Origin of the sequence: Lachnoanaerobaculum sp. Marseille-Q4761, from assembly GCF_017565785.1 — a bacterium.
Taxonomy (GTDB): domain Bacteria; phylum Bacillota; class Clostridia; order Lachnospirales; family Lachnospiraceae; genus Lachnoanaerobaculum.
This window is the reverse complement of record NZ_JAGEKB010000003.1, coordinates 181,032-199,068: the sequence shown is the minus strand read 5'-3', so window position 1 is coordinate 199,068 and position 18,037 is coordinate 181,032. Positions and strand designations below refer to the sequence as shown.

Genomic DNA, 18,037 nt, shown 5'->3' with positions numbered 1-18,037 from the left:
GAAATGGGGGTTGTTAACTAGAAAATATTATAAAAAAGTAGGAGGAAAATAGTGGAAGAAGCTAAAAAACAAAAGCCTACAGTTGATCCAAATAGCGCAAAGGCTAGATTGGGCAGGATAGCAGCAAAAGCATATAGTGACTGTGTTGAGGCTAAAAAGCGAGGAGAATTGGTAGGATGGTGTGCAAGTAATTTTCCGGTAGAGATACCTGAGACCTTGGGATTGTACGTATGTTACCCTGAGAATCAGGCGGCAGGTATTGCTGCCAGAGGCGGTGGAGAACGAATGTGCAGTGAGAGTGAAGGTGACGGATACTCTAATGATATATGCGCATATGCAAGAATTTCGCTTGCATATATGAAGCTGAAGGAAGCTCCTGAACAGGATATGCCACAGCCTGACTTTGTTCTATGTTGTAATAATATATGCAACTGCATGATTAAATGGTATGAAAACATAGCAAAAGAACTTAATATTCCTATGATTATGATTGATATACCTTTTAACCCTGATTATGAAGTTTCAGATGCTATGACAGCATATATCAGAAATCAGTTTTGGGATGCAATACATCAATTGGAGGAAATTACAGGCAAAAAATGGAGTAATGAAAGATATGAAGAGGTAAGGAAAATATCAGGAAGAAGCTCCAGAGCATGGCTTGAGGCTACAGCAACTGCCAAATATTCACCATCTCCGTTTAACGGATTTGATTTATTAAATCATATGGCGGTTATGGTTACTGCCAGAGGAAAACTTGAAGCTGCAGAAGCAATGGAAACACTTTTGCAGGAGTACAAGGATAATCATGAGAAGGGAGAGTCTACGTTCAAGGGAGAAGAAAAATATAGAATAATGTTTGAGGGTATAGCATGCTGGCCATGGCTTCGTGCTACTGCTACAGGACTTAAGAGTCGTGGAATCAATATGGTTACAACTATATATGCGGATGCTTTCGGATTTATTTATGATGACTTTGACGGAATGTGTAGAGCATATGCAAATGTTCCTAATTGTATGAATATAGAGCATGCAAGAGATAAGAGAACAAAACTTTGTAAGGACAATAGTGTTGAAGGACTTCTAGTTCACACAAACAGGTCCTGTAAACTTTGGTCAGGATTTATGTCTGAAATGAGCAGGCAAATAGGTGAAGAATGTGGTATTCCGGTTGTAAGCTTTGATGGAGACCAAGCAGATCCAAGAAATTTCTCAGAGGCTCAATATGATACGAGAGTTCAGGGATTGACAGAGATAATGGAAGCAAATAAGGAAATTTAAAGGGGGAGACTATGTGGCATTGTTTAGAAACTTTAAAAAAGATTAGTGCGTCTCCAAAGGAACAGCTTAATAAATACCTTGAAGAAGGAAAAAAAGTTATTGCTGTTGCACCGGTTTATACACCTGAGGAGATTATCCATGCTTTTGGATTTGTACCTATGGGGGTATGGGGTGCAGATATTGAAATTAATGAATCGAAAAAATATTATCCTGCATTTATTTGCTCAATAATGCAGACAATATTGGAGCTGGGAATAAAGGGAAATTATAACGGAGTTAGTGCTATAGTGGTTCCTTCGCTATGTGACTCATTAAAAACTTTGGGACAAAATTGGAAATATGCGGTAAAGGACATTCCTTTTATACCAATGACCTATCCACAAAATAGAAAACCTGATTATGCTGTTGATTTCACATTGGAGATGTATAAGAGAGTAATAAGTGATTTGGAAAATATTACCGGAGAAAAGTTTGAAGAAGGTAAACTTAAAAACACTTATGAAATTTATAATGAGCATAATAGGGTGATGAGAGAATTCACAAAGGTTTCGGAAGAGTATGAAGTTTCGGCAACAGATAGAAGTGCTGTATTTAAAAGTTCATGGTTTATGCTTAAGGAAGAACATACAGAACTTGTTAAGGAATTGATTGAGCTTATAAAAAAAGAGGGTAAAATATCTAAGAAGCTAAGAATTTATACGACGGGAATATTGGCGGATGCACCGGATTTACTCAATATTTTTGACAGTAATAATATGCAAATCGTAGGTGATGATATAGCTTATGAATCAAGACAGTATAGAACAGATATACCTGATGGAAATGGTCTGTATGCTCTTGCAAAGAAGTTTTCGAATATGGACAACTGCACTCTTTTATATGATAAGGATAAGAGAAGGGTTGACTTTATTATTGAAGAAGCAAAGAAAAAAAGAGCTGACGGAATAGTAGTTCTTATGACAAAGTTTTGCGATCCTGAAGAATTTGATTATGTGCCTATAAAGAGGGTGGCAAATGAAGCAGGAATTCCACATATAAATATAGAAGTGGATAGGCAAATGAAAAATTATCAACAGGCAAATACTATGTTACAGACATTTGCTGATTTATTGATTTAGGGAGATGAATATGATTAATAAGGATAAGATGCCGGTAGTAATAGGCGTAGCATTCGTATGGTTTACAACTCAATTTGGTGGCGGATTCGCCTCAGGAAATCAGTTGAGGGCATTTTTTTTAAATTTTGGTATATGGGCCTTTTTGACCTGTATTTTAACACAGGCAATCGGAGCATTTTATCAATGGTATGCACTGAAATATGCAAAAAAACATGAATTATATAACTATGCAAGCTTTAATAAAAGCTTTTATAGATTCAATGATAAATTCGGAAAAAAAGCGGGGGATGTTTTATCAGTTGTTTTCAGTTCATTGTACGAATTAGTTTATTTAGTGACAATTTGTGTAGCACCTGCAGCAGCTTTTGCAACCGGTGTAGCAACAATGGAAAAATCATTCGGTATAAACCATTGGATTGGAACTGTCTTTACAGGATTATTTATATTTATTGTTGCGGTATATGGTACCAATGTGGTAAGAAAGGTTGCATCAACATTATCTGTACTTATAGTAGCAGGTTTATTCCTTGTTTATATTCCAAATATTTTTTTACAGTGGGGAGATATTGTATCAAATATTTCAGCAGAGATTGCTAATCCTGCACCTGTAGGCCCGGCTCTTATAAAGGGTATAGTGTACGCAGCTTTCCAGTTGGGAGCAATAGGTTTGCTTGTACAGCATGCTAAACCGTTTGATTCTCATCACTTGGCAAAAACATCTATGGTATATGGATTTTTTGTAAACGGTTTTATATGCTTATTGGCAGTTCTCGGGCTTACAGCTATTATAAATGAGCCAGATTTCGCAAAGGAATCCATTCCTCTGATTATACTTGTAAACAGAGGTTTTGCACCTGAAGTCTTAAGACCAATGATTTCAATACTTATTGTGTTGGGTTCAGTATCAACAGCTGTAAATATGATTGCAGGAATGAGCAATAGAATATGTTCATCTATAGATAAGAGTTTTGATCCTAATAACAAGCCGGGTATAAATGTTATTGTTGTTACATTAGTATGCACATTACTTGCTTTCTTCATTGCACAACTTGGTCTTAATAAGATTGTTGCAGTAGGATATAAATATTTAGGCTATCTTACAATACCTGTAATTATGATACCTTATCTTATACATATGGCTATTACAAAATTTGATAAAGAATAATTTGAAGAGGGAGAAGAGATATGAGTAAACCTTTAGAGGGCGTAAAAGTAGTTGAATTGGCAACATTTATTGCAGCTTCCACATCAGGGAGATTTATGGCTGATTTGGGCGCAGATGTTATAAAGATAGAAACAGCAAAAGGTGATCCTTTAAGATATACTGCACCAAGTGAGGGAAGACCACTTGATATGTATGAGAATACTACTTGGGATCTTGAAAATGGAAATAAAAGATGTATTTCACTTGATATGAGAAATCCTGAAGGAAAGGAAGCTTTCTTTAAACTTCTTGATACTGCTGATGTACTTATAACCAATTGGAGAGTACAGGCACTTGAGAGAGCAGGACTTGATTATGAAACACTTAAGAAGAAATATCCAAAGCTTGTATATGCTATTTGTACAGGATATGGAGAGTTCGGACCTGACAAGGATCTTCCGGGATTTGATTTTACCGCATTTTTTGCAAGAGGCGGATACCTTGATTCTTTAAGGCAAAAAGGAAGTATACCTATGAATGTTGTTCCGGGGCTTGGAGATCATAATGTAGGAATGAATCTTGTTGCGGGAATTCTTGCAGCATTGTATCAGGCAAAGGTAAAGGGAGTAGGTGAAAAGGTTGAGACATCATTGTTTGAAAGTGCAATATTCAATTTTGGAATGATGATTCAGGCTTCCAATTATGAGGGAATTGCACAAAACTATCCTATAGATGTAAGAGAAAGTGCAAATCCGTTTAATGCTGCGTGGAGAACAAAAGACGATAGATTTATTCAGACTTGTATGCCGGATTATAATACATATTATAAAAAGTTTATGGCTGCAATAGGTAGAGAAGATATAGTGGAAAATGATAAATATTTCCCTGTTCAGAATCTACAGGCCAATAAACTTGGTACAGAAGTATATGATATTGTAATGGATGCAATTAATAAGAAAGATTTAGAGTATTGGAGAAGCGTATTTACAGAAGCTGATATTCCTTTCGCATTAGCACAAAATTGGATGGAAATAAGAAATGATAAGCAGGCTGAGGCAAATAACTGTTTCTATGATATGAAATATGAGAATGGAAGCACAAGAAGATTGGTGAGACTTCCTGTAAAGTTTACTGAGATGGGAGTACCGGATTATAAAAGAGGTCCGTTTATAGGTGAGAACGGAAGAGAGGTACTTAAAGAAATCGGCTATAGTGATGCAGAAGTGGATAAGCTCATAGAAAGTAATGCTTTGTTTATCTGGGAGAAAAAATAATATAGCAAAAAAGGACTTTATAGTCCTTTTTTAGCAAGATTAAACTTGTATACAAGTATCTAATTAGCTTTAAAGGTAGAAAAATGTTTGTAAATATTATTGAAGTATTAAAAGATAATGCAATAAAATATTCTGATAAGATAGCAATTGAAGATGAAAATAACAGCTTATCCTGGAAAGAACTTGATGAAAGCTCGGATAGAATTGCACGGTTTTTTTTTAAGATGGGGTATGAAAAAGGTTGTCACATCGGATTATCTGGGAAGAATAGTGTTGAGTGGGCAAAGATTTTCTTAGGTATTTTAAAATTTGGTGGTATACCTATTTTATTAAATATTCAGCTAAAGATATGCGAACTGAAAAAAATGGTGGAGCATTGTGATATTGAATGTATAGTATATGAAGAACAAATTAATACAGTTAAAAAATTGGATAATGGAAAAATAAAATGTATTTGTTTTGATGAAATAAAATATACATCAATTAATAAAGCTGATTTTAAAATGGAAAAGTTAAATATTGTTCCATCAGATACTGCATGTATAATTTTTACTTCAGGTTCTACATCTATGCCTAAGGCTGTGATGCTAAGTCATAAAAATATATTAAGTAATTCGAGTTCTATTGTTAAAGCATTGCACTGGAATAGTGACGACAAAATGTGTATATGTGTACCGATGTTTCATTGCTTCGGTCTTACAGCAGGCTTACTTTCAGGAATTGTAAGTAAAGCCTGCATGTATATAATGAGGGAATTTAGAAATAAAAAGGTATTTGAAGCTATAACTATCGGGAATTGTAATATTCTTAGCGGTGTTCCAAGTATGTTTCTTATTTTTTATGAAAAATACGGGGATAGGAGTTTTACAGGCTTAAAAAGTGGAATTATAGCCGGATCTCCAATATTGTTAAAAGATTACAGAAAAATTCTTGCTATGTTCCCTAAGATGAAATTGTTGACTTCCTACGGGCAGTCAGAAACTTCTCCCTGTGTTACTGTAACTGATTGGGATACTGATATAGAAAATATGCCGTTAAACAGCGGAAGTGCAATAGAAGGTGTAAGTGTAAAAATTGATAGTAACTTTGTTTTAAAAGGAGAAGAAAATATACTCTGTGGTGAAATTCTGGTAAAAGGTATTAATGTTATGCAGGGGTATTACAATGATCCGGTTGAGAATGAAAAAGTATTTACAGATGACGGATGGCTTAGAACAGGAGATCTGGGATATCTGGATTGTGACGGGAATCTATACATTAAAGCCAGAAAAAAAGATGTTATTATCAAACTGGGAGAAAAAATATCTCCAATGGAAATAGAAGAGGTTGTGTACAAGATAGATGGCATAAAGCATGCAAAGGTATGTGGTATTCCGGAGAAAATAGTACAGGAAGAAGTTGCCCTGTGTATAGTTACCGATAGGGAAATTTCTGATGAATATATAATCGAATATTTAAAGCAGTATTTGGCAGAATATAAATTACCTAAAAAGATATTCAGATTTGATACTTTTCCAACCACATCAAATGGAAAAATTGATATTGCCACATTAAAAAATAGAATCAATGGAATATTAGACAAAGGAGAAAATCAATGTCAGAATGCTATTTTACAGAACAACATGAATTGATTAGAAAACTCGCAAAAGATTTTGCTGAAAGAGAGCTTACAAAGGAATTGCTTGATGAAGTGGAGGAAACCGGAGTTTTTCCGGAGGAAGTACTGCAAAAAATGGCTAAAGCAGGTTTTTTTGGTATAAAAATCCCAAAAGAGCTTGGAGGACAGGGAGCAGATGCAAGAAGTTATGTGCTTGTAATGTCTGAAATAGCAAAAGTATCCGGAGTTGCAAGTATATATGTATCAAGTCCAAACTCACTTTCAGGCGGTCCTCTTTTACTTGCAGGAAATGATGAGCAAAAAAGAAAATACTTAACACCTGTTGTAAGAGGTGAAAAAAAATTATCTTTTGCATTGACTGAGCCGGGAGCAGGATCTGATGCAGCAGGTATGACTACTACAGCTGTAAAAGACGGTGATTATTATATTTTAAACGGAAGAAAATGCTTTATTACAATGGCACCTTTATCGGATTATGCTGTAGTTTTTGCAAAGACAGATATGACTAAGGGAACAAGAGGAGTAAGTGCTTTTATAATTGATATGAAGCAGGAAGGTGTAAGCTGTGGTAAGCATGAGGATAAGATGGGGCTTATCGGTTGTGCAACATCTGATATTGTAATGGAAAATGTAAGGGTGCATAAGTCCAATTTGCTCGGAGAAGAAGGTAAAGGCTTTAATCTTGCTATGGCTACACTTGATACAGGTAGACTCGGAGTAGCATCACAGGCAATAGGTGTAGCTGAGGGATGTTTAGAGGAAGCATGTAAGTATGCAAAGGAAAGAAAGCAATTCGGGAAAAATATAGGTGCTTTCCAGGCGATAGGATTTACAATTGCAGATATGGCAACAAAGCTTGAGGCGGCAAAGCAGCTTACATACAGAGCGGCATATATGATGGATACAAAACAGGACTCTGGTATGGCTGCAAGTATGGCAAAGCTTTACTCTACAGAAGTTTGTAATGAAATAGCTGCAAAAGCAGTGCAGATACATGGTGGATACGGATATATCAAGGACTATAAAGTTGAGAGAATGTACCGTGATTGCAGGGTATTTACTATATATGAGGGAACAAGTCAAGTTCAACAGATTGTTATTAGCTCAAAATTATTAAAGAAATAAGGGAGGATACAAATGAAAATATGTGTATGTGCTAAACAAGTTCCTGATACAAATGAGGTAAGAATAGATCCTGTTAAAGGAACTTTGATTAGAGAAGGTGTTCCTTCAATATTAAATCCGGATGATGCAAATGCCTTGGAAGCTGCACTTCAAATAAAGGATAAATATCAAGATACAACAATATCTGTCATAAGCATGGGGCCTCCACAGGCGACTTATATGCTTAGGGAATGTCTGGCAATGGGTGCAGATGAAGCAGTGCTTTTGAGTGACAGAGCTTTTGGTGGTGCTGATACCTGTGCTACATCTACAACTATTGCGGCAGGTATTAAAATGCTTGGTGATGTGGATATAATTTTTGGTGGAAGACAGGCTATAGACGGAGATACTGCTCAAGTAGGACCACAGGTTGCTATGAGGCTAGGAATTCCGGTAGTTACATATGTACAAGAGATTGTGGATTATACCGGAGATAAAATAAAAGTTCAAAGACAATTAGAAGACGGATATGAGCTTATTGAAGTAAAACTGCCTTGTTTCTTAACCTGTGTAAAGGAATTAAATGAACCGAGATATATGAGTGTAGGTTCCATAGTTGATGCTTATAAGAAGGATATTAAAGTATACAATCATGAAGATGTAAATTTGGATCCAAAGGATTGTGGACTGAATGCTTCTCCAACACAGGTGTTTAGATCTTTTACTCCTCCTGTAAAAGGAAAAGGAGAGATGCTTCAAGGAAGTAACAAAGATATGGCAAAGGAACTTGTGATTAAACTTAAGGAAAAACATTTGATTTAAGGGGAGGAGAATATGTCAGTTGTAGTAATCGAAAAGGATTGTCGAGGATGTACTAAATGTGTTAAATCTTGTCCGTTTGATGCCATCACCATGGAAAATAAAAAAGCTGTGATAGGAATTGCATGTACTAGCTGTGGAACTTGCATCGAAGTATGTCCATTTGATGCAATAGTGAAAGATGAAATAGAAAAGGAAGAAAATGATTTAACATTATACCATGATATCTGGGTATTTGCAGAACAAAGACAGGGACAGTTACAGGATGTAGCATTGGAACTTTTGGGAGAAGGAAAAAAGCTTGCAAATGCAAGAGGCTGCGATCTATGTGCAGTTGTTTGCGGATCTAATCTTTCACATATTGTTGATGAGCTTTTTGCTCATGGTGCTCAAAAGGTATATTATATTGAGGATGACAGATTAAACCAATATACAACAGACGGATATTCTATCGCCATAGGTGACGCTATAGAGCAATATAAGCCGGAAATTGTTTTGCTGGGTGCAACTCATATAGGCAGAGATTTGGGACCATGTTTGGCTGTTAATTGCAATACCGGACTTACAGCAGATTGTACTAAGCTTGAAATCAATGAAGAAACTAAAGGTATAATGCAAACAAGACCTGCATTTGGCGGTAATTTAATGGCTACTATAGTTTGTCCAAATCATAGGCCTCAAATGTCTACAGTTCGTCCGGGAGTAATGGAAAGGGCTGAAAGAGTTGAAGGTTCCAAGGGAGAGTTGATAAAAGTACAGACCAAATTAAAAGATGAGGATATAAGAACAAAAGTTTTAGAAGTAATAAAAACAGTAAAAGAAAAAGTATCACTTACAGATGCAAAAGTTATAGTTTCAGGTGGAATGGGACTTGGAAATGCTGAAGGATTTAAACTTTTAGAAAAATTGGCAAAAGCTTTTGGAGGAACTGTTGCAGCTTCAAGAGCGGCAGTAGATGCAGGATGGATCGATCATGCCTATCAAGTAGGTCAAACAGGTACTACCGTAAAGCCTAATATATACTTTGCATGTGGAATTTCAGGTGCTATACAGCATGCTGCAGGTATGCAAAATTCAGGATTGATAATAGCAATAAATACAAATGAAAATGCTCCTATTTTTGATATTGCAGATATTGGAATTACAGGAGATTTATACAAGGTTATACCTGAAATACTTGATGAAATGAATTTATAATGATAAACAGGGTTATTGCACAGTAGTGTGATAACCCTGTTCCGCCAGTATGATGAAACATTTATGGCTTATAAATCATTTTCATATTTAAAAATATTATATTGACATAAACTTATATGCTGTCTATAATTAAGGCATAGTATAAATTAAGACAGTTTATGAATATATCTATAAATTACTAATCGTGAAAGTAATTTAGTATTTGGTGTATTCAAGTGTTGATATAAAGATATTTTATCTTTATATATAAGGGGCTATCAATAACGCTATAGGAATGACCTGATATGATTTACCGATATAGAACCTGTAGTATGATAGCCCTCATTTTATGTCCATCCGCCGTCTATGGTTATTATTTGACCGGTTAGATATTTTGAAGTAGCTATTTTATATACTAAATCAGCAACTTCGGAGGTTTTTCCGGCTCTGCCAAGCGGGATTTCTTCAAAAATTGCTTCAAGTTCTTCTTTTTCAAAGTTTTTATTCATTTCTGTATCTATAAACCCTGGAGATATGGTATTTACTAAAATATTGCTTGGTGCAAGTTCCTTTGCCAATGCTTTTGTGAAAGTATTTAAACCGCCTTTTGAAGCGGAATAAGCGACTTCCATTGATGCCCCTATATTTCCCCATACCGATGATATATTTATAATATGACCGTTTTGTTTTTTTAGCATATATGGTATTACATATTTGGACATTAAAAAAGCGGAAGTAAGATTTGTGTTTATTATATTATTCCATTCTAAAATACTCATATCCTGCAAAAGCCCTATATATGAAATACCTGCATTATTTATTAAAATATCTATTCCTCCTAATTTATTTGCTGATTCATATATAAATTTTTTAATTTTCTCCTCATTTGATATATCACAGAGTTCTATATAAGAATCCACGCCGTAGGAAGTAATCAAATTTTTTGTGTCAGAGAGTCCGTTAAAATCAGATTTGGCACATCCTATAATATTATATTTATTTTTGGCAAACTCAAGCGCAATAGCCTTGCCTATGCCTCTTGAAATACCGGTTATAAGTACATTCATCCTATTATCCTTTTTAATTATTATAATTATGATTGCCGTAATTCATACTTGAAAAACTGCAGTTTATACCTTTTAGATATATTTTATAAAATAGCTGATATAATAGCAACTGTTAGAGCAAATTAAAAGAGTGATATAGGAGTTCCATCCAAGAGTAATATAGTTTGGAGTATATAGGATATCATAGTAAAAAGCTGTCGTTATTGACGGCTTTTTACTATTTTACTATTGAATAATAAACCTTTATATGTAGTAAAAGCGTAAGCGCCTTATAATATAATGCCTTATATTCAGTTATAAATAATGAGATAATAGTTACCAACAAGTGTATAGTACTATTTAGTTATAGTGAAGTATAGTACTGTATAGTAATGCAAGTCGGAGGTAATTATGGATCAAGTAACAAAAGTAAAAAGGCATTTAAAACAAGAGCAATGGAAAGCACTTATTAATGACTGTCAGTCCAGTAAAATGACTGTAGCAGCCTGGTGTAAAGTAAATGGTATATGTGAGCAAACATATTACAGAAACTTAAAGCGTCTTCGTGAGCAGTTATGTGAGACTATTTCTATCCCCTCAGAATCTTTGGAAAATCCTACAACTTTCAAAAAGATAGAAATCACTTCACCTTTACCGTCTACAAATGCCGGAGTTATTATTCATTTACAAAATGCTACTGTCGAAATTTATGAAGGAACATGTCTGCAAACCATACAAACAGTGTTGTCAGCACTCAAAAGCGTATGTTAGGCGATATCAGTGTTGCTAAAAATATCTATATAGCCTGTGGATATACAGATATGCGAAAATCTATTGACGGACTTGCCGCTATAATTTTACAGCAGTTTAAAATGGACCCTTTTCAATCAGCATTGTTCCTTTTTTGCGGAAAAAGATGCAATCGCATAAAAGCACTACTTTGGGAAAAAGATGGCTTTGTACTGCTATATAAGCGTTTGGAGAATGGCAGTTTTCGCTGGCCACGCAATGAAAGTGATTTAAAAGTAATTTCATGGCAACAATTTCGCTGGCTGATGGAGGGACTTGCAATTGAGCAAAAGTCATCAATCCTTCCTGCTAAAAAGGGAGCTTTCTGCTAAATGAAATCGTTATATAGCCTTATTTTCACTGGATGTGTGTCACTTTTTGTAGTATAATTATATCATCAAAATAGTAAGGAATATACAAAAATGCAAAATAAAGATGCCTATATAGAGCACCTTGAAAACACCATAAAAGACCTTCAAAATCAAATAAAAAACCTTACTGAAATGCTTTCATTGCTTCGAAAGGAGAAGTTTGCTTCTTCAAGTGAGAAGACTTCTAAAAAGCAGTTTGAAGGTCAACTTTCTTTATTCAATGAGGCAGAACTGGAGGCAGATGCAAGAGTATCTGAGCCAATTGAAACAGCTGTTAAAGGCTATAGACGTAAAAATTGCAAAACAAAAAGGGATGAGCTTCTAAAAGATCTGCCTGTTCGTGAAGTATTATGTAGTCTTGTTGAGGAAGATCAATACTGTGAACAGTGTAATACAAAGCTTAAAGTTCTTGGTAAAAAGGTAGTAAGAGAAGAATTAGAGTATATTCCTGCAAAACTTAGAATTGTTCGTTACATTCAGTTGGTTTACGAATGCCCAAAATGTAAACACACAACTCATCCTTATATAGTGAAGGCACATACTCCTTCATCACTTATGAATCATTCATTGGCTTCTCCAAGTTCAGTAGCCAATGTTATGTATAAAAAGTATGTAAATGGTATGCCACTTTATCGACAGGAAAAAGACTGGGAGCAATTGGGAATATCTTTAACACGTTCAACTATGGCAAACTGGATAATCCGTTGTAGTGAGGATTATCTAAAACCAATAGTGGAATATCTGCATAAAAGATTGTTGGAGCGTGATATCCTACACTGTGATGAAACCCCGGTACAGGTGCTTAAAGAAGAAGGCAAAGCACCGCAGGCAAAGTCTTATATGTGGCTATATAAAACAGGAAATGATGGCAAACCATCCATTATCATTTATGACTATCAGCCTTCAAGAAATGGTGATCATGCGGTGAAATTTCTCAAAGATTTTAGGGGATATGTTCATTGTGATGGTTATTCCGGTTACAATAAACTTTCTGATATAACCAGGTGCGGATGCTGGGCACATCTTAGGAGAAAGTTTATAGAAGCAATTCCTTCTCAAAAAGTAAAGGATGCACCTCTTACTCATGCAGAGATCGGAAGGGATTATTGTAATAGGTTGTTTTATATTGAAGACAGCCTAAAAAACTTAACATACAAAGAAAGATATTATAAGCGTCCGGAACTGGAAAAACCTGTTCTTGAGGCTTTTTGGAGTTGGATTGATTCTATAACAGCTTTGAAAGGTTCAGCCCTTGGAAAAGCAATCATCTATGCAAAGAATCAACGCCCATATCTTGAGAATTATTTACTTGATGGAAGATGTGCTATTTCAAATAATACTGCTGAAAATGCAATTCGTCCATTTACGGTAGGTCGTAAGAATTGGCTATTTTCAGACACCTCAAAAGGCGCGTCTGCAAGTGCTATTGTTTATAGTATTGTAGAAACAGCAAAGGCAAATGGATTGAATGCCTACACATATCTGGAATATCTCCTCATGTACATGCCTGATACTGAGTGGCAGTCTGATCCTGATCTTTTGGAAGATTTAATGCCCTGGTCAATGGATGTGCAGGAAGAGTGTAAACTATAACTTAAAGTGCTCTTTTAATTTTGAGCACTTTTATTTTATATTATTATCATATGGATTTTGATGGAATACAAGGCATCATGTTATTGTGCGCTTACGTAAAAGCTTAGAAACGGCTTAAATAAAGAGTTTATCAGATATAAAATTAAAGAGTAAAAATTCAATACCGCAGTTCATACCTAAAAAACTGCAGTTTATACCTTTTTTATGAAAATATTAAGAATAGTGCTATAATCATAATTGTCAAAGCTAAGAAATGTTTGAGAGTTCAAACTTTCCATAATGTAAATGTATTGAGTGCTATATTTTAGAGTGATATGTTAGGTGATATAGGATATAAATTAGAGTGATTGATATTTACATTTTACAGAGTGGTTATGGAGTGATTTAGTGATATAAAAAGTTAGAGTCCCCCCCCACAGAGTGATATAGTAGACTTAGGGTGATATATAGACGCAATGTTAGAGCATTTATAGAGTGATAATGTTAGAATATTTTAGAGTGATATGGGTAAAGGTTAGAGTTTATAGAAATTTTAGAACAGTATAAAAGGCATGGTGTAGCGAACACTATGCCTTTTATACTGTTATCATATATATTTTGATGGAATACAAGGCATCATGTTATTGTACTCTTACAGTGCTCTCTGGTGTTCTTGCTTTAAATGCCTTTTTACTTTTGTTACTTGATCCATAATTACCTCCGACTTGCATTACTATACAGTACTATACTTCACTATAACTAAATAGTACTATACACTTGTTGGTAACTATTATCTCGTTATTTATAACAGAATATAAGGCACTATATTATAAGTCGCTTACATTGATACAAATATTTAAATAAAATTTTATTTTATAGTAATTGAACTAAATATCTAAAATTGTATATAATAAGAGAAAAGGAGTAGGGCTTATGAGGAAGGTATTAAACAATATATTTGGGGTTTGTTGGCTTATTTCTGCCATTGTAGTATGTTTAAATCAATTTACAAAAATTCTCAACTTGGATTATAAGAGTTTAATGCTTGTATATGCTATACAATCAGCGGGAATTTTTTGGCATTTTATAATAGTGTCTGATTTTTTTAAAGATACAAGGGAGTATAAAATTGCAAGAGGTATGTGCATAGCGATAGCTTATATTATTGTTTTATTTTATTTATTTATGTTCTTTATAAAATAAAAGATTGATAAAAGCGGTTGCCACAAACCCGAAATCAGGTTTTATTATGGCAACCGCTTTTATTTTCTTCAAATTCCTTCTCTCTTTTTCTGATATCAAGTTCATCATCAACCAAATCCTGTAGTGAAATATTATCAACCACATTATTTATGGCGTCTTCTACTTTTTTGAAAAGATTCTGTGTTACACAAAAATCCGAATGTACACAGAAACCGTTGCCATCCAGACAATCCACTGGAGAAAGAGAGCCCTCGGTTAGTCTGAGTATCTCACCTACAGTATATTCCTCAACAGGCTTGACTAAAAGATACCCTCCCTGAGCACCTCTGATACTTTTCACAAGCTTTGCCTTAGATAGAATTGAAACTATTTGCTCTAAATATTTTTCTGAAATACCATATGATTTGGATACCTGATTTATTTTTGTAGGTGAATTTGAGTTTATGGCAAATTCAACCATCATTTTTAATGCATATCTACCTCTAGTAGAAATCTTCATTCAATCCTCTTTTCTATATAAACCGACAATATTTTATCAGAATAAATCTTGAAAAGTATGAGCGATATTATCAGTCTTATTTTATTCAATGTCTAGTATATAACTAGGAATTAATAGTATCATATCAAATATAGAAATAAATGTAAACCAACTATGGTGATATTCTTATAAAAATATGGTATAATGAAGACTTTAAGAGAGTATAAATTTGCATATATTATGTTTTAAGATAGAAAGGGCAAAGATGGAGAAGAATAATCGTTTTTTTGACAATGCCGAAGCCATATTTAAAGGTATGAATACTTTTCTCACAACAAAAACTGTAGTGGGAGAGCCTATAGTTGTAGGAGAATCTACAATAATACCTCTTGTGGATGTCAGCTGCGGTATGGCTACAGGTACATTTGAAGAGAGCTCAAAGTCTAAAGGCGGTGGCGGAATGAGTGCCAAAATCACACCTACTGCAATGCTGATAATTCAGGATGGTAGAACAAAAGTTGTCAATATAAAAAATCAGGATGCCATAAGTAAGATCCTTGATATGGTTCCGGATCTTATAAATAAGGTGAGCAATAAATCCGATGTAGATAAGGAAACTACAAAAAAAGCTGAAACTATATTAAATGACAGTGAAAGTAAATATATTGATTGACATTATACAGAGTTTTGGTATATACTAAGTAGGTATGCCGCTCAATGTTGGTTTCAAGCTTGTTTACAAGCACCAATTTTGGCGAGTAATGATAAGAGGAGGTATCCTTATGTACGCAATTATTGCTACAGGTGGTAAGCAGTATAAGGTTTCAGAAGGAGATATCATTAGAGTAGAGAAACTTGGAAAAGCAGACGGTGAGGCTGTTACATTTGATCAGGTTCTTGCACTAAACGATGGAGAACTTAAAGTTGGAACACCTACTGTAACAGGAGCAAGTGTCAGTGCATCCGTTCTTAAAGAGGGTAAGGCTAAGAAGGTTATTGTATACAAGTACAAGGCTAAAAAAGGTCACCACAAGAAGAATGGTCACAGACAGCAGTATACAGAAGTTAAGATTGAAAAGATTAATGCATAATCTTTATGATTGATGTTATTGCATTTGCTAAAAACGGCAAATATACCGGTTTGAAAGTTTCAGGTCATGCAGGCTTTGATGAGAACGGTAGGGATATAGTTTGTGCTGCGGTATCGGTTCTGACACTGAACCTGGCAAATTCTATTGAACATTTTTGTGATGATGACTTTAGTGTTGATTCATCTGACGGTTTCTTTCATCTTATATTGCAGGATAGAAGTGAAAAATCGGGAGTGTTACTGGATTCGTGTATTCTTGGTCTTATGGATATAGGAGAGGAATACGGTGATTTTATTAAGATTAATTTACAGGAGGTCAAGTAAATGTTTAAAATGAACCTTCAGCTTTTCGCTCATAAAAAGGGAGTTGGATCTACAAAGAACGGTCGTGACTCTGAGTCAAAAAGACTTGGTGCTAAGAGAGCAGACGGACAGTTTGTTTTAGCTGGAAATATACTATACAGACAGAGAGGTACAAAAATTCATCCGGGACTTAATGTAGGTCGTGGCGGTGATGATACTTTGTTCGCTACAGTTGATGGTGTAGTTCGTTTTGAAAGAAAGGGCAGAGACAGAAAGCAGGTTTCTGTTTACCCAAGAGCTATTGCTGAATAAGAGTTGAGACAGGAGGCTTCATACAGATGTATGAGGCCTTCTTTAATACAAAGAGGTATTTATGTTTGCTGATAGTGCAAAAATTTTTATAAAATCAGGAAAAGGCGGGGATGGACATGTAAGCTTTAGAAGAGAGCTTTTTGTGGCTGCCGGCGGACCTGACGGTGGAGATGGCGGAAAAGGTGGAGATATCATCTTTGAAGTGGACGAAGGTCTGAATACTCTTACCGATTTTAGAATGAAAAGAAAGTATGTAGCAGGAGACGGAGAACCGGGAGGCAAGAGAAAATGCCATGGAGCTGATGCTAAAAGTCTTATTTTAAAAGTGCCTGAGGGTACGGTTATTAAGGACTTTGAAACCGGTAAGGTCATTGCGGATATGTCCGGAGGAAATAAAAGAGAGGTAATACTTAGAGGTGGAAAGGGCGGATTTGGAAATATGAATTTTGCCACAGCTACTATGCAGGTGCCGAAGTTTGCAAAGCCCGGACAGCCCGGAAAAGAAATGTTTGTTCTTTTAGAGCTTAAAGTTATTGCCGATGTAGGTCTTGTGGGTTTCCCAAATGTCGGAAAGTCAACACTTCTTTCAAGAGTAAGTAATGCAAAGCCTAAGATTGCAAATTATCATTTTACAACTCTGGATCCACATCTTGGAGTGGTAGATGTAAAGGGTGCCGGAGGCTTTGTTATGGCGGATATTCCGGGACTTATAGAGGGTGCGAGCGAGGGCGTCGGACTCGGTCATGATTTCCTAAAACATATTGAAAGAACAAAGGTGCTTGTACATGTGGTGGATGCGGCTTCTACTGAAGGAAGAGATCCGGTAGAGGATATAAAAACCATAATGAATGAGCTTAAAAACTATGATGAGAATCTGCTTAAAAGGCCTCAGCTTATTGCCGCCAATAAGATAGATGCAATCTATGATGAAGAGAATGATAAAATAGAAAGAATTCAGGCGGCTTTTCCGGATATCAAGGTTTTCCCCATATCGGGTGTAAGCGGAAAAGGTATACAAGAACTCCTATATGAGTTGGTAAATGTTCTTAGTACCATTGACAGAACGGTCAAAGTATTTGAAAAAGAGTTTGAAATAGATTATTCAAGTGATAAGAATTTGCCGTTTACAGTGGAAAAAGATGAGAACGGAGTATTTGTGGTGGAAGGCCCAAGAATTGAAAAAATGCTTGGATATACGAATCTTGATTCTGAGAAGGGCTTTGATTTCTTCCAAAAGTTTTTAAAAACATCAGGAGTACTTGAAAAACTTGAGGAAGCCGGAATAGTGGACGGGGATACTGTTCGTATGTATGGCCATGAGTTTGACTATTATAAATAA

General features: G+C 35.2%; 18 protein-coding genes. 16 read left to right on the top strand and 2 right to left on the bottom strand.

Annotation, left to right across the window (positions count from 1 at the left end; translation table 11 throughout):
- Window positions 1-51 precede the first annotated feature (51 nt).
- From J4O15_RS12090 to J4O15_RS12055, 8 genes are all read left to right on the top strand, one after another.
- Window positions 52-1,281, top strand: a complete 1,230-nt coding sequence (locus J4O15_RS12090) for a 2-hydroxyacyl-CoA dehydratase subunit D (RefSeq protein ID WP_008754478.1) — start codon at window positions 52-54, stop codon at window positions 1,279-1,281.
- An 11-nt stretch (window positions 1,282-1,292) separates the two neighbouring features.
- A complete protein-coding gene (locus J4O15_RS12085) occupies window positions 1,293-2,399 on the top strand; it encodes a 2-hydroxyacyl-CoA dehydratase subunit D (protein WP_208100942.1) in 1,107 nt (368 codons plus the stop codon).
- 10 nt (window positions 2,400-2,409) lie between these two features.
- Window positions 2,410-3,564, top strand: coding sequence for a YkvI family membrane protein (locus J4O15_RS12080; RefSeq protein WP_208100941.1), 1,155 nt, complete (start codon window positions 2,410-2,412; stop codon window positions 3,562-3,564).
- A 20-nt stretch (window positions 3,565-3,584) separates the two neighbouring features.
- On the top strand, window positions 3,585-4,817 hold the full coding sequence (locus tag J4O15_RS12075) for a CaiB/BaiF CoA transferase family protein (protein WP_208100940.1): 1,233 nt from the start codon (window positions 3,585-3,587) through the stop codon (window positions 4,815-4,817).
- A gap of 83 nt (window positions 4,818-4,900) precedes the next feature.
- Complete coding sequence (locus tag J4O15_RS12070) at window positions 4,901-6,448, top strand: class I adenylate-forming enzyme family protein (protein WP_208100939.1); 1,548 nt, start codon at window positions 4,901-4,903, stop codon at window positions 6,446-6,448.
- Entirely contained in the window at window positions 6,412-7,560 is a 1,149-nt protein-coding gene (locus J4O15_RS12065) for an acyl-CoA dehydrogenase family protein (RefSeq protein WP_008754468.1), read from the top strand. The genes J4O15_RS12070 and J4O15_RS12065 overlap by 37 nt, the downstream gene beginning before the upstream one ends.
- Before the next feature lie 12 nt (window positions 7,561-7,572).
- Window positions 7,573-8,361 carry an electron transfer flavoprotein subunit beta gene (gene etfB, locus J4O15_RS12060; RefSeq protein WP_009218866.1) on the top strand — a complete coding sequence of 263 codons (789 nt, stop codon included), beginning with the start codon at window positions 7,573-7,575 and terminating at the stop codon, window positions 8,359-8,361.
- A gap of 12 nt (window positions 8,362-8,373) precedes the next feature.
- Window positions 8,374-9,555 (top strand): electron transfer flavoprotein subunit alpha, encoded by a 1,182-nt coding sequence (locus tag J4O15_RS12055; protein WP_208100938.1) that lies wholly within the window; start codon window positions 8,374-8,376, stop codon window positions 9,553-9,555.
- A 326-nt stretch (window positions 9,556-9,881) separates the two neighbouring features.
- Here J4O15_RS12055 and ymfI read toward each other — a convergent pair whose 3' ends face one another.
- Window positions 9,882-10,601 carry an elongation factor P 5-aminopentanone reductase gene (ymfI, locus tag J4O15_RS12050; protein ID WP_208100937.1) on the bottom strand — a complete coding sequence of 240 codons (720 nt, stop codon included), beginning with the start codon at window positions 10,599-10,601 and terminating at the stop codon, window positions 9,882-9,884.
- 390 nt (window positions 10,602-10,991) lie between these two features.
- Here ymfI and tnpA point away from each other — a divergent pair, with 390 nt between their 5' ends.
- The 3 genes from tnpA to tnpC all read left to right on the top strand — a co-directional run bounded on the left by tnpA (window position 10,992) and on the right by tnpC (window position 13,333).
- Complete coding sequence (gene tnpA, locus J4O15_RS12045) at window positions 10,992-11,351, top strand: IS66 family insertion sequence element accessory protein TnpA (RefSeq protein ID WP_009219910.1); 360 nt, start codon at window positions 10,992-10,994, stop codon at window positions 11,349-11,351.
- The gene (gene tnpB / locus J4O15_RS12040; RefSeq protein WP_009219909.1) at window positions 11,300-11,701 is read left to right on the top strand and encodes an IS66 family insertion sequence element accessory protein TnpB; all 402 of its coding nucleotides are present in this window, start codon (window positions 11,300-11,302) and stop codon (window positions 11,699-11,701) included. The genes tnpA and tnpB overlap by 52 nt, the downstream gene beginning before the upstream one ends.
- A 90-nt stretch (window positions 11,702-11,791) precedes the next feature.
- Window positions 11,792-13,333 (top strand): IS66 family transposase, encoded by a 1,542-nt coding sequence (tnpC, locus tag J4O15_RS12035; protein WP_208099562.1) that lies wholly within the window; start codon window positions 11,792-11,794, stop codon window positions 13,331-13,333.
- A gap of 1,216 nt (window positions 13,334-14,549) precedes the next feature.
- On the opposite strand, the gene J4O15_RS12030 is transcribed toward tnpC, so the two are convergent.
- Complete coding sequence (locus J4O15_RS12030) at window positions 14,550-15,014, bottom strand: RrF2 family transcriptional regulator (protein ID WP_208100936.1); 465 nt, start codon at window positions 15,012-15,014, stop codon at window positions 14,550-14,552.
- Between the two features lie 244 nt (window positions 15,015-15,258).
- Between J4O15_RS12030 and J4O15_RS12025 the strand changes: the two genes are divergently transcribed.
- From J4O15_RS12025 to obgE, 5 genes are all read left to right on the top strand, one after another.
- Window positions 15,259-15,666, top strand: coding sequence for a GerW family sporulation protein (locus J4O15_RS12025; RefSeq protein ID WP_208101300.1), 408 nt, complete (start codon window positions 15,259-15,261; stop codon window positions 15,664-15,666).
- Window positions 15,667-15,775: 109 nt separating this feature from the next.
- Window positions 15,776-16,084 (top strand): 50S ribosomal protein L21, encoded by a 309-nt coding sequence (gene rplU / locus J4O15_RS12020; RefSeq protein ID WP_009218860.1) that lies wholly within the window; start codon window positions 15,776-15,778, stop codon window positions 16,082-16,084.
- A 5-nt stretch (window positions 16,085-16,089) separates the two neighbouring features.
- Entirely contained in the window at window positions 16,090-16,407 is a 318-nt protein-coding gene (locus J4O15_RS12015) for a ribosomal-processing cysteine protease Prp (RefSeq protein ID WP_009218859.1), read from the top strand.
- Entirely contained in the window at window positions 16,408-16,698 is a 291-nt protein-coding gene (gene rpmA / locus J4O15_RS12010; protein WP_009218858.1) for a 50S ribosomal protein L27, read from the top strand.
- A 61-nt stretch (window positions 16,699-16,759) separates the two neighbouring features.
- Complete coding sequence (gene obgE / locus J4O15_RS12005; RefSeq protein WP_208100935.1) at window positions 16,760-18,037, top strand: GTPase ObgE; 1,278 nt, start codon at window positions 16,760-16,762, stop codon at window positions 18,035-18,037.